Raw genomic sequence first — 12,969 nt, 5'->3', positions numbered from 1 at the left:
TTATTCGGTATTCTATCAGTATTGGCGCAGCAAACCGATCAGACGTCCCTGAATGCGGACACGATCAGGCGACAGCGCGCGCGTTTCATAACGCGCATTGGCCGGTTCCAGCAGAACTTCGCCACGGCCACGTTTCAGGCGTTTCAGAGTGGCTTCGGCGTCGTCGACCAGTGCGACAACGATGGAGCCATCATTGGCCTGTTCGCAACGCTGGATCAGGACTGTGTCGCCATCGAGAATACCGGCATCGATCATCGAATCACCGGAAACTTCAAGCGCATAGTGATCGCCGGTTCCCAGAAGCGCTGCCGGGACCTGCACCATTGTGGTCTGATCGCGAAGGGCTTCGATCGGGGTACCCGCCGCAATCCGGCCAAACAGCGGCAGGGAAACGGATTCACCCGATTCCGAAAAGGCCGAAGGCACGGTTGCCGGCCGATGCGCAGCCTTTCGCGCGGAGGCGATAGAGGTAACATTGTTGGGCGTTTCCGCCGCGTCGTCATCATTATTATCGGGAAGACGCAAGACTTCGAGCGCGCGGGCCCGATGGGCGAGACGGCGAATAAAACCGCGTTCCTCAAGCCCGGTGATCAGTCGATGAATGCCGGATTTGGATTTCAGGCTCAGGGCTTCTTTCATCTCGTCAAAAGAGGGCGAGATGCCATGATCGCGAAGGTAATTATCGATATAGACCAGCAATTCGTATTGCTTGCGCGTCAGCATGATTTTTTCCGAACCAGTAATAAGAACAAACCGAATACATAAATGTTCTACTTTGGTTCTGCTTGTTCGTCAAGCACCACAATCCGAAAAATCACCGTTTAAGGGCATTCTTTCGGTCAAGAAACGAAATTTGGGTACTTTCAGGGATCAGTCGGCGGTGAAAGTACCCGACTTTCCGCCTTCCTTGTGGACAACGCGAATATCGGTAATCCGCATGGCTTTATCGACCGCCTTGCACATATCGAACACGGTAAGTGCGGTAACGGAAACGGCGGTCAGGGCTTCCATTTCCACCCCGGTTTTGCCGGTGGTTTTGCAGGTCGCGACAATATCTACCGCATCGGTGGCAGTTGCGAGTTCCAGCGTGACTTCGACCGAGGTTAGAGGCAGGGGATGGCAAAGCGGTATCAGGTCGGCGGTTTTCTTGGCCCCCATAATCCCGGCAAGCTGGGCGATGCCAAGAACGTCGCCCTTTTTATGGCCGCGTTCGGCAATCAGCCGGGCCGTTTCCGCCGACATCAGGACACGGCCCTTTGCGATGGCGACGCGCGCGGTATCGGTCTTGGCCGAAATATCGACCATGACGGCGTTACCAGCGGCGTCGATATGCGAAAGTTTGTCTGCCATGCCTGTGTCTTGTTCCGTTATCAGGCCGCGAGGCCAAGAATATTACGGGTGGCGGCGGTGACGTCGTCCTGACGCATCAGGCTTTCGCCGATCAGGAAGCATTGCGCGCCGACCTTTGCCATGCGGGCGAGGTCATCGTGCGTGAACAGGCCGCTTTCGGCGACCAGCATCCGGCTGTCATCAACCATGCCAGCGAGTTCTTCAGTCGTGGTCAGGGAGACTTCGAGCGTTTTCAGATTGCGGTTGTTCACGCCGAGAAGCTTTGATTTCAGTTTCAGGGCACGTTCAAGTTCCGGTGCATTGTGCACCTCGATCAGGACATCCATGCCAAGGCTGTTTGCTGCGTCTTCAAGCTCGGCGGCCTGGGCGTCTTCGAGGGCTGCCATGATCAGAAGGATGCAATCGGCACCAAGGGCCCGGGCTTCGGTCACCTGATAGGGATCAAGCATGAAATCCTTGCGCAATACCGGCAGGTCAACCGCTGCACGCGCGGCAACCAGATAGCTGTCATCGCCCTGGAAATAGGGAATGTCGGTCAGGACCGACAGGCAGCTTGCCCCACCGGCCTTGTAGGCCTGCGCCAGAACGGGCGGATTGAAGTCCGGGCGGATCAGGCCCTTGGACGGGGATGCCTTTTTAATTTCGGCAATCAGACCGTAACGACCATCCGCAACCGATGTTTCAAGCGCCTTGATAAAGCCGCGCGGTGCCGATTGCGATCTGGCGGCGGTTTCGAGGTCGGCAAGTGACTTTCGCGCCTTGCAGGCGGCGATATGGTCGCGTTTGTCGTTACAGATACGTTCGAGTACGTCGCTCACGCTGCGGTCCCCTGATTGGAAATGCGGACAAGTGCCTGCAGGGTTTCTGCGGCTTTGCCAGAATCGATTGCGGTGCGGGCCTTTGCGATGCCATCGGCAAGATCGGTTGCGATGTCGGTCACCACAAGGGCGGCTGCGGCATTCAGCAGAACGATATCGCGATAGGCGCTTTTTTTACCGGCAAGAAGATCGAGAATGGCCTGCGCGTTTGTCTGGGCGTCGCCGCCTTTAAGCGCATCAAGGGTGACGATTTCAAGGCCGTAATCTTCGGGGTTGATTTCAAAGGTCGTAACCGTGCCGTTTTTGACTTCGGCGACAAAGGTCGGGCCGGTTGTTGAAATTTCATCAAGGCCGCTATGACCATAGACAACCCATGCATGTTCGGAACCAAGGCGGTTCAGCACATGGGCAATCGGTTCGACCCATTCACGGGCGAAAACACCCATGACCTGGCGTTTGGTTTTGGCCGGGTTGGCCAGCGGTCCCAGCAGGTTGAAGATCGTGCGCGTGCCCATTTCAACGCGGGTCGGCATCACGTGACGCACCGCCGAATGATGGCGCGTTGCCATCATGAAGCACAGATTGATTTCCTTTAGCGCCTTTTCAAGAAGCGCCATATCGGCATCAAGATTGACGCCAAGCGCCATCAGAACATCAGCCGATCCCGATTTTGACGACGCCGCTCGGTTGCCGTGCTTGGCAACGATGGCGCCGCAGGCCGCCGCAACGATTGCCGCCCCGGTCGAGATATTGAAGGTGCCGCTGCCATCGCCACCGGTACCACAGGTATCAACCGCATTGGGCGGGGCGATAATGCCGGTCGCCTTGGAGCGCATGACACGCGCCGCCCCGGTGATTTCATCGACCGTTTCACCGCGCAGGCGTAGCGCCATCAGGAAAGCCCCCATCTGCGACGGCGTTGCCTGACCGGACATCAGAACGTCGAAGGCCTGCTCGGCCTGTTCCTCGTTCAGTTTTTCGCCATTTGCGACTTTGGCCAGGATCGGCTTCAGGTCATATTCAGTCGACATGCGGGTTTCCTCGGTTAGCGGTCCGGTGCGGTTTCATGCGCCGGGGAAGTCTATAAAATTCTTCAAAAGGGCATGGCCATGTTCGGATGCGATGCTTTCGGGATGGAACTGGACACCATGAATCTGATGCTGTTTGTGACGCAGCCCCATGATCAGACCATCCCCGTTTTCCGCCGTGATTTCAAGGCAATCGGGCAGGGTTGCGCGATCAACAACCAATGAATGGTAACGGGTCGCTTCAAACGGGCTGGGCAGGCCGTTAAACACGCTTTTGCCTTCGTGCACCATCGCATCGGTCTTGCCATGCATGCATTCGGGCGCGCGCACGACATTGCCGCCAAAGGCCTGACCGATGCCCTGATGACCAAGGCAGACGCCAAGCAGCTTGACCTTGCCCGCCGATGCCCTGATCAGATCAAGACAGATACCCGCACGATCCGGATCGCAGGGACCGGGCGAGATCACGATGCCTTCGGGCTTTAAAGCCAGCGCATCATCAACCGAGATTTCATCATTGCGGCGGACGTCGACCTCGGGACCGAGTTCGCGCAGATAGTGCCACAGATTGAATGTGAAGCTGTCGTAATTATCGATGAGGAGATACATCGTGGCGCCGGGCTGTGAATATCAGATCGGGCAGAGAATAAACGGCATTGCCGCTACGTCAAGCGATTGCAAAAACCATTTTCCTGCCATTGTTTGCGGTCTTTGTTTGCGGCTTTAACAGGGTGCTAACCTGATCGGGTTTAAAAGCTTCCAAACACAAGCCGCGATAATTGGCGTATAATCACCATATGGGTAACACGACCCAGCAAACGAGACTGGAGACAAGAGCGTGGCACGCCGGGCACAACCCGCCAAAAAGAAAAAAGCGGCACCGCGAAAAACAGGCCGTAGCAAGGCTGCACCGAAAAGAAAATCGGGCGGCATTGGCCGTTTCATGCTGGGCGGTGCGATTGTTGCGGGGACCATTTCGGCATTCATTGCAGCAGGCAGTATGCTTGAGCTGGATCGCGCATCGCGTGATCTTGGCGAACGGGCCGCCAATTCAGAACCGGAATATACGCCGACACCGGCCCCGGTACCGGAAAGCCGCAATTATGATTTCAGCGAAAGCAACGGCAATCGCGACCGGACCGGATATATGGTCGGTGAACGTGTGCCGGGTGAAAAAACTGCGCCCGAAACCAGACAACCGCAGAAGGCACCGGTCACAAAGTCGCCTGAACCTGCCGTGTCGCCCGATACCGGCGGGATCAGCGGGGGCGCGCATAGTGATGGTCCGCCGCCATGGCAGAAATTCGCAGCCCTTACCCCCGATACGGGAACCGCACCGGTTATCGCGATTGTGATTGATGATGCGGGCCTTGATCAGCCGCGCACGGCGCGCACTATAGGGCTGCCCGGGCCGGTGACGATTTCCTATCTGCCCTATGCGCGCGACCTTCAGCGTCAGGTGAATGATGCGCGCGGGCGGGGGCATGAAGTGATGCTTCATATGCCGATGGAGCCGTCGTCGGCATTGGTCGATCCAGGTCCGCATGCGTTGCGCACCGGATTTGACCGCGACAAGATATTGGGCGAGATGACCTGGATGCTGGACCGGTTTGATGGCTATGTCGGTGTGAATAATCACATGGGCAGCAAATTCACATCCGATCCGGAACGCATGCAGGTGGTGATGGAGGTGATGAAATCACGCGGGCTTCTGTTCCTTGATTCCAAAACCAGTGCCAAGTCGGTCGGGTTTTCGATGGCACGCCAATATGATGTCCCGGCGCTTGAGCGCGACGTGTTCATTGATGACGCCGATGATGCCACCAAAATTGCCGAAATGCTGGCGCGGACTGAAAAAGTTGCCACCAATCAGGGATTTGCGATTGCGATTGGCCATCCGCGCGACCTGACGCTGGAAGCCCTGCAAAAATGGATTCCCGCCATTCAGGCCAAGGGATTTGTTCTGGTGCCGGTGACCGACATCCTGCGGCGAACAAGTCCGAGTGCGACAGGTTGATAAAGAACAAGGCCCGCAAATGAAGCGGGCCTTGTTCTTTCAATCCGAAATGCAGGAAATCAGGCAAACCGATGGGCTTCGCGGGCGGCGGCCATCAATGCGCCTGCCTTGTTCTGGCATTCCTTGTGTTCGAGTTCCGGTTTGCTGTCTACGACGATCCCGGCACCGGCCTGAATATGGATCTGTTCGTCCTTGATGACAGCGGTCCGAAGCGCGATGCAGGTATCCATGGAGCCATCGGCGGAGATATAGCCGATACAACCTGCATAAATGCCGCGCCGGACCGATTCCAGTTCATCGATGATTTCCATGGCGCGGACCTTTGGCGCGCCCGATACCGTTCCAGCAGGGAAACCGGCCTTGAGCGCGTCCATCGCATCATATTTGTCGTCGATCTGACCGACGACGTTCGAGACGATATGCATGACATGGGAATAGTATTCGATCTGTTCGCGGTCGGTGACGCGCACGGTGCCCGGTTTGGCAACGCGGCCGACATCGTTTCGGCCAAGATCAAGCAACATCAGGTGTTCGGAGCGTTCCTTTGGATCATCAAGCAGGTCCTGGGCCATGACCTTGTCGTCATCGGGTGTCTTGCCGCGCCGACGCGTTCCGGCAATCGGGCGAATGGTGACTTCGCCGTCGCGCAGGCGGACAAGGATTTCCGGGCTGGCACCGACAACCTGAAACCCGCCGATATCAAGATAAAACATGAAAGGTGACGGATTGATCCGGCGAAGGGCGCGGTAAAAGGCGAAGGGCGGCAATTGGTAGGGCAGCGTGTAGCGCTGTGACAGTACGACCTGAAAGATATCGCCCGCGCGGATATATTCCTTGGCCTGATCGACCATTTTATGAAAACCGGCCTCGTCGACGCTGACCTTTGGGTCGGGCAGGGTGTCGGGGGCGGATTTGGACCGGCGATCAAGGAACAGGTTGCGCTGGAACTGCTGCACGACATCATTGAGGCGCGCACAGGCCAGATCATAGGCCGCATCGGCATCTATGCCTTTTTCGGGGCGGACCGGGGTTACGACGGTGACGGTATCGGCGATGGTATCGAAGCTTGCGGTGACCGTCGGGCGGATAAAGATGCCGTCAGGGACGCCGAGTTCATCCGGGTTGCTATCGGGCAGTTTTTCCATAAGGCGCACGGTGTCATAACCCATATAGCCGACAAGACCGGCACTCATGGGCGGAAGATTGTCGGGCAGGGCGATGTGGCTTTCGGCGATCAGCTTTTTGAGGCTTTCAAGCGGGGAAACCGGTTCGGCCTCGAACGCATCGGCATCGGCAAGGGCGCGACGGTTCAGTTCTGCCTTTTGGCCAAAGCACCGCCAGATCAGATCGGGGCGCAGGCCAAGGAATGAATAGCGTCCGCGCACGGCACCGCCTTCGACAGATTCAAGCAGATAGGTGTTGGGCATGCCTTCGGCGATCTTGAGAAATGCCGAGACGGGCGTATCAAGATCAGCGGTCAGCGAGGTCCAGAGAACCTGTGAAATGCCGTTATTGTAGTTCTGCTTGAAACTGTTGAAATCCGGTTTGATTTCCATGGTCTGTCCAATTTTGGTCGATTAGGGGTGGGCGGTATGAGGCAGCGCAGAGTTTAATGAAAAAGGGCGGCCCGATGAAAGGCCGCCCCATTTCTGATCGGGATCAGTTGGCCGCGGTTTGCGGATAAAGACCTTTGATCACGCTGTTATTGACGCTGACCGAAATCTCGTCCTGCAGGTAATCAAGATATTCTGCAAGGATGTCTTCGTTCAGGCCCTGTTTGAGTTCGGTCACGACCGGGTCGTCAGCGCCTTCGGCAATGGTGCCAGCTTTGATCTGATCAAGTTTCAGAACCAGAACATTGTCGCCGGACTGAACGGCCTTTGCCTTGCCTTCTTCAAGGGTGAAGAGGGCTGCTGCTACCGCCGGGCTGACATTGCCTTGGAGGCCCTGACCGGTACGTTTGGTCAGGCCGCTTTGTTCGAGTTCGGCATTGTCGCTGGTAGCGAGCGTTGCGATATCGGCATTCTGGTCATTGATCGACGCGGCAAGCTGATCGGCTTTTTCAAGCATCAGACGGTTGCGTTCATCGGTTTTCCATGCGGTAACAACGTCATCACGCACGTCTTCAAACGGACGCAGTGCCGACGGGGTGACGTCATCAACGCGTGCGACATAACGAACACCGGTCGAGGTTTCTTCGAGGAAGCTTTCCTCGCCCTTGCCGAGTTCGAAAATCTTGGCATTGATCTCACCGCTGTCGGTGATTTCAGTACCCAGACCTTCGCCACGCACAACGTCGTTCAGTTTATAGGTTTTTGCGCCAACCGCGTTTGCGGCTTCTTCAAGCGGGGTCCCGGCACCAAGTTCATCATCAAGCTTGGCGGCAAGATCATAGATCGCGTCTTCGGCCTTGAACTGCCGGACACCGGCTTCGACATCGTCGCGAACCTGATCAAGGGTTTCGGTCTGTTCCGGCGTAATGCCGGTCACGCGAATGATATGCCAGCCAAGAGCTGTTTCGACCGGTTCGGAAAACGCGCCTTCTTCAAGGCCAAACGTCGCATCGCGCAGATCGGGAAGGATGTTGTCGGAGGTGAATTCACCAAGTTTGACAATCGACGGATCCATACCGGCATCGTCGGTTGCGACCTGCATGAAATCGGCACCACCCTGAAGCGCCTTGTAGGCCTCCTGGGCACTTTCCTTTTCATTGGGGGCAAACAGGATCTGTTCGACAACGCGTTTTTCCGGAGTCTGGAATTCCGGTAGGCGATGGTTATATGCCTCGAGAATTTCTTCTTCGGTGACATCCATATTTGCCGCCAGATCCTTCGCCGAAAGGGTGACCAGGGTCACATTGCGGCTTTCGGGGGCGGTGAATTGCGGTGCGTTGTCTTCGTGATATTTACGAAGGGTCGCGTCATCGGGCGTTTCGATCGTGTCGAATTCCGAAGCATTCAGGGCAAAGAAGCTGCCGCTGCGCTGTTCGTTGCGGTAGGCGGCAATCTGTTGTGCCATGACGTCAGGGACGCTGACGGCACCGGCGAGGCTGCCGACAACCTGCTGGCCCATCATGTCGCCACGAACACCTTCGATGAATTCCGGTTCGGTATATCCGCTGGAATACAGCGCCTGAAGGAAACGTTCGCGGTCGAACTGGCCGGTGGTTTCATTCTGGAAGCCCGGAGAGGCGAAAATCGTCTCGCGCACTTTTTCGTTGCTGATGCCGATGCCCATTTCCTTGGCGTTTTCACGCAGGATTTTCTGGGAAACCAGATTTTGAACCGTATTGTTCAAAAGGCCCATCTGGATGGCTTGCTGACGGTCGAAATTCGGACCGAAAACGCTGCGCATGTTCTGGATGCTGCGCTGGAAGGCGCGATCCAGTTCGGCGGGGCTGATATTTTGGCTGCCGATTTCAGCAACCTGACGCGATGTTCCAAGATCGAGCATCGACGCATTCAGGCCCCATCCGACGAAGCTGATTGCAATCACGCCGAGGATGATCTTGGCAAAGATTGATTTCGAAAAAGAGCGAATGCCAGCAAGCATATGATAAGCCTAACAATTCGTGGTTGGTGCCGATGACAATGCAGATGACAATGTACCGGCAGCGTTTCTTTTATCTGCCGGAACATAACGAAAATTCCGGCGCAATTGCCGCGCATCTTAATGGCGAGAGGTAAGGGCGGCAACATCCGATTGCATTGACCGTGCCCGAAGTTCGGTTGACAGTGTTTTCCGGGGCTTGGCCGGGGCCTGAGCGCGTGCTAAAACCCGCATCGAACCGTGTTTGTAACAATACTTGTCGGATCGGTTCCCGCATGGCCCAGCCATTGCCTGATCCAAAACCTGTCGCAGCAAGAGGTAGATATACATATGTCACAGCGCCGTCCCCTGATCGCCGGAAACTGGAAAATGAATTGCCTGCGCACCGACGGGCTTGCACTTGCGCGCGGACTGTCTGACCGCGCAAAGGCAAAAGGTGATCTGGCATGTGATATTTTGGTCTGTCCGCCGGCAACCCTGATTTCCGATGTTGCCGGTGTTACGGCCAAGAGTGCCGTCAAGGTTGGCGGTCAGGATTGTCATGTTGCCGTTTCGGGCGCGCATACCGGGGATATTGCGGCCCCGATGCTGGCCGATATCGGCGCGACCCATGTTCTTGTCGGGCATTCCGAACGTCGGGCGGACCACGGTGAAAGTTCGACCGTTATTCGCCAGAAAACAATGGCAGCCCATGATGCCGGTCTGATTGCGGTGGTCTGTGTTGGCGAGACCGAGCAGGAACGCGATCTTGGTGCGACGCTTGCGGTGGTCAATGGCCAGATTGCGGTTTCGGTTCCTGATGAGGCGACGGCGGAAAATACGGTCATTGCCTATGAGCCAGTCTGGGCGATTGGCACGGGGCGCACGGCAAGCGTTGATGAAGTTGCCGAAGTTCATGCTGCAATTCGTGCAGGGCTGACGGCACGATTTGATGATGGTGACAAATTCAGAATTCTGTATGGTGGTTCGGTAAAGCCGTCCAATGCGGCTGAATTGCTGTCTGTGCCCGATGTTGACGGTGCACTGGTTGGCGGGGCGAGCCTCAAAGTTGACGATTTTTGGAAAATTATTGAAAGTTGCGCCTAGCCAACTGTCATAAAACACGTTAAATACGCATCAAATTTTTGCCCGATCCGGCCATAATAATGTTCGGATCGGAAGTTTTAGGACAAGAGTTTCGAGACCATGCAAACTGTTATTCTGGTAATTCACCTTCTTCTTGCGCTTGGCATGATTGCCGTCATTCTCGTACAGCGCAGCGAGGGCGGTGGGCTTGGTATCGGCGGAAGCGGCGGCGGTGGCGGCGGCGGTAATTTCGGCGTCATGAGCTCGCGCAGCGCAGCAAACCTTCTGACACGTACGACCGCTATTCTTGCCGGGGCATTCATGATTACAAGCCTTGCCCTGGCATTGTTGTCCAACACTCATACCCAGCCGACATCCATACTGGATCAGGCTCCGGCCCCGGCAGCTGAACAACAGCCCGCCGAGGACACCGGACCGGCGGCTCCGACCCGCTAAAAAACAAACCGACGACCAGAGGCGGCAAAATTGCCGCCTCAATTTTTGATTGTTGTATTCCCCGGTTCGTGATGCACTGAGCTGCATCGAACTGCGGCGTTTTGCTTTGAGATGAGGCAAAGACATGACCCGTTATATCTTTATCACCGGTGGCGTTGTTTCTTCGCTGGGCAAGGGCCTGGCATCTGCTGCTTTGGGGGCCTCGCTTCAGGCACGTGGTTTCACTGTTCGCCTGCGCAAGCTTGATCCGTATATCAACGTTGATCCGGGCACCATGAGCCCGTATCAGCATGGCGAATGTTATGTGACCGAAGACGGGGCGGAGACCGACCTTGATCTTGGTCACTATGAACGTTTCACCGGTGTTTCGTCGCGTCGTTCCGACAACGTGACCACCGGTCGCATCTATTCCAACGTGATTGCGCGCGAACGTCGCGGCGATTATCTGGGCGGGACCGTTCAGGTGATCCCGCATATTACCGATGCGATCAAGGAATTCGTTCAGTCCGATGCGACCGAGGATTTTGTCCTTGTCGAGATCGGCGGTACGGTTGGCGATATCGAAAGTCTGCCGTTCCTTGAAGCGATCCGTCAGATGGGCAACGAGCTTGGCGATGGCCGCACGCTGTTCATGCATCTGACGCTGGTGCCTTATATTTCGTCGGCGGGCGAGCTTAAAACCAAACCGACCCAGCATTCCGTCAAGGAACTGCAAAGCGTTGGTATTCAGCCCGATATCCTGCTGTGCCGTTGTGACCGTGAAATCCCGGTCAATGAGCGCCGCAAGATTGCACGTTTCTGTAACGTGCGCGAAGCCGCTGTTATTCCGGCCTATGACGTCGACAATATCTATCAGGTGCCGATCAGCTATCACCAGTATGGTCTTGATAACGAAGTGCTTCATCACTTCGGCCTGCAGGCACAGGACCCGGATCTGGGACCGTGGGAAGAAATCTGCAACATCATCCGTAATCCGGAAGGTGAGGTTACCATCGGGATCGTTGGCAAATACATTCAGCTGCCCGATGCCTATAAGTCGCTCACCGAAGCACTGACCCATGGCGGCATCGCCAACAAGGTCCGTGTCAAACTGGAATGGATTGCGTCTGACGCGCTTGAAAAAGAAGGCGATGTTAGTGAAATCCTGTCCAAACTGGACGCGATCATGGTGCCGGGCGGATTTGGCGAGCGTGGGACAGAGGGCAAGATTGCCGCTGCGCGCTATGCCCGTGAAAACAAGGTGCCGTATTTCGGGATTTGCTTTGGCATGCAGATGGCGGTTCTTGAAGCCGCACGCAATCTGGCGGGCCTTAAGGATGCGTCTTCATCGGAATTCGGTCCGACGAAAACCCCGCTTGTGGGCCTGATGACCGAATGGGCGAAAGATGGTGGCTCGGTTGAGCGTCGTAGCGGCGAAGATGATCTTGGTGGCACCATGCGCCTTGGCAACTACGAGTGCAAACTGGTCGACGGTACGCGTGCGCGTGATATCTATGGCAGTGAGACCGTTCTTGAGCGCCATCGCCATCGATACGAAGTTAACGTAAACTTCATGGCGCAGCTTGAGGAAAAAGGGCTTAAATTCTCGGGTCTGTCGCCGGACGGGCGTTTGCCGGAAATCGTCGAATACCCGGATCACCCGTGGTTCATCGGCGTTCAGTTCCACCCGGAACTGCGTTCGCGTCCGCTTGATCCGCATCCGCTGTTTGTGTCCTATATCAAGGCCGCCAAAGAGCGCAGCCGTCTGGTTTGATCAAACAGCCTGAATGAAAGACTTCGAAATGACGGAAATCAAAACTGTCAAAGTCGGCAATATCGAATTCGCCAATGACAGGCCCTTTGCGCTTCTGGCGGGGCCGTGCGCGATCGAAAGCCGTCAGCACGCACTGGAAATGTCCGCAGCGCTTAAGGAATTGTCCGAGGGGCTCGGGATCGGGCTTGTTTACAAAAGCTCGTTTGACAAGGCAAACCGCACCAGCAGCACGTCGAGGCGCGGGGTTGGTCTGGTCGAGGGGCTCGACATTCTGGCCGAGGTCAAGGAAAAGACCGGCCTTCCGATTGTCACCGACGTTCATCTGCCAGATCAGTGTGCGTCGGTCGCGGAAGTTGCCGATATTCTGCAAATTCCGGCGTTCCTGTGCCGTCAGGCCGATCTTTTGCAGGCCGCGGGTAAAACCGGGCGCGCGGTGAATGTCAAAAAGGGCCAGTTCCTGGCACCCTGGGACATGGCGAATGTTGCGAACAACATTGCGTCAACCGGCAACGAAAACATCATGCTTTGTGATCGCGGGACCAGCTTTGGCTATAACACGCTGGTAACCGATTTCCGTGGACTTCCCACCATGGCCCGTCAGGGCTATCCGGTCGTATTTGATGCGACCCATTCTGTTCAGCAGCCGGGTGGGCAGGGGACAACGTCGGGTGGACAGCGCGAATTTGCGCCGGTTTTGGCGCGTGCGGCTGTATCTGTCGGCATTGCCGCCCTGTTTATCGAAACCCACGATAACCCGGATGCGGCCATCAGCGATGGCCCGAACCAGATTCCCTTGAACAAGCTTCCGGAAGTTTTGTCGGTTCTGATGGAACTGGACAAAGTGGCAAAAGCCAATCCGGTTCGTCTGGACATGTTCAAGGATTGATATGCAAATGCCGCCATCAGACATGATGGCGGCATTTCTTTTATGCT

General features: G+C 56.1%; 12 protein-coding genes. 5 read left to right on the top strand and 7 right to left on the bottom strand.

Annotated features, from left to right (window positions below; all coding sequences use genetic code 11):
• Positions 1-15 precede the first annotated feature (15 nt).
• The 5 genes from lexA to P8T57_RS19815 all read right to left on the bottom strand — a co-directional run bounded on the left by lexA (position 16) and on the right by P8T57_RS19815 (position 3,805).
• Positions 16-723, bottom strand: a complete 708-nt coding sequence (gene lexA, locus P8T57_RS19835) for a transcriptional repressor LexA (protein ID WP_007089450.1) — start codon at positions 721-723, stop codon at positions 16-18.
• Between the two features lie 147 nt (positions 724-870).
• On the bottom strand, positions 871-1,350 hold the full coding sequence (gene moaC / locus P8T57_RS19830; RefSeq protein ID WP_341364083.1) for a cyclic pyranopterin monophosphate synthase MoaC: 480 nt from the start codon (positions 1,348-1,350) through the stop codon (positions 871-873).
• Between the two features lie 20 nt (positions 1,351-1,370).
• A complete protein-coding gene (trpC, locus tag P8T57_RS19825) occupies positions 1,371-2,168 on the bottom strand; it encodes an indole-3-glycerol phosphate synthase TrpC (RefSeq protein WP_341364082.1) in 798 nt (265 codons plus the stop codon).
• On the bottom strand, positions 2,165-3,199 hold the full coding sequence (gene trpD / locus P8T57_RS19820; RefSeq protein WP_063091930.1) for an anthranilate phosphoribosyltransferase: 1,035 nt from the start codon (positions 3,197-3,199) through the stop codon (positions 2,165-2,167). Before trpD ends, trpC begins: the two co-directional genes overlap by 4 nt.
• A gap of 33 nt (positions 3,200-3,232) precedes the next feature.
• Entirely contained in the window at positions 3,233-3,805 is a 573-nt protein-coding gene (locus P8T57_RS19815) for an aminodeoxychorismate/anthranilate synthase component II (RefSeq protein WP_007089454.1), read from the bottom strand.
• Positions 3,806-4,034: 229 nt separating this feature from the next.
• Between P8T57_RS19815 and P8T57_RS19810 the strand changes: the two genes are divergently transcribed.
• Positions 4,035-5,213, top strand: a complete 1,179-nt coding sequence (locus P8T57_RS19810; protein WP_341364081.1) for a divergent polysaccharide deacetylase family protein — start codon at positions 4,035-4,037, stop codon at positions 5,211-5,213.
• 59 nt (positions 5,214-5,272) lie between these two features.
• Here P8T57_RS19810 and trpE read toward each other — a convergent pair whose 3' ends face one another.
• Both trpE and P8T57_RS19800 read right to left on the bottom strand, forming a co-directional pair.
• Entirely contained in the window at positions 5,273-6,769 is a 1,497-nt protein-coding gene (gene trpE, locus P8T57_RS19805) for an anthranilate synthase component I (protein ID WP_341364080.1), read from the bottom strand.
• Positions 6,770-6,872: 103 nt separating this feature from the next.
• On the bottom strand, positions 6,873-8,765 hold the full coding sequence (locus tag P8T57_RS19800) for a peptidyl-prolyl cis-trans isomerase (RefSeq protein ID WP_341364079.1): 1,893 nt from the start codon (positions 8,763-8,765) through the stop codon (positions 6,873-6,875).
• 327 nt (positions 8,766-9,092) lie between these two features.
• Between P8T57_RS19800 and tpiA the strand changes: the two genes are divergently transcribed.
• The 4 genes from tpiA to kdsA all read left to right on the top strand — a co-directional run bounded on the left by tpiA (position 9,093) and on the right by kdsA (position 12,922).
• Positions 9,093-9,848: a triose-phosphate isomerase gene (gene tpiA / locus P8T57_RS19795; RefSeq protein WP_037991268.1), complete on the top strand. Its 756-nt coding sequence runs from the start codon at positions 9,093-9,095 to the stop codon at positions 9,846-9,848.
• Between the two features lie 99 nt (positions 9,849-9,947).
• Complete coding sequence (secG, locus tag P8T57_RS19790) at positions 9,948-10,283, top strand: preprotein translocase subunit SecG (protein ID WP_007089463.1); 336 nt, start codon at positions 9,948-9,950, stop codon at positions 10,281-10,283.
• Positions 10,284-10,407: 124 nt separating this feature from the next.
• Positions 10,408-12,036: a CTP synthase gene (locus tag P8T57_RS19785; RefSeq protein ID WP_007089464.1), complete on the top strand. Its 1,629-nt coding sequence runs from the start codon at positions 10,408-10,410 to the stop codon at positions 12,034-12,036.
• A 28-nt stretch (positions 12,037-12,064) separates the two neighbouring features.
• Positions 12,065-12,922, top strand: a complete 858-nt coding sequence (gene kdsA / locus P8T57_RS19780) for a 3-deoxy-8-phosphooctulonate synthase (protein ID WP_037991591.1) — start codon at positions 12,065-12,067, stop codon at positions 12,920-12,922.
• Positions 12,923-12,969: the final 47 nt, after the last annotated feature.

Origin of the sequence: Thalassospira sp. SN3W (assembly GCF_038070535.1) — a bacterium.
In the GTDB taxonomy this organism is placed as follows: Bacteria; Pseudomonadota; Alphaproteobacteria; order Rhodospirillales; family Thalassospiraceae; genus Thalassospira; species Thalassospira xiamenensis.
The sequence above is the reverse complement of the archived record's forward strand: the minus strand, read 5'-3'. Positions and strand labels throughout refer to the sequence as shown.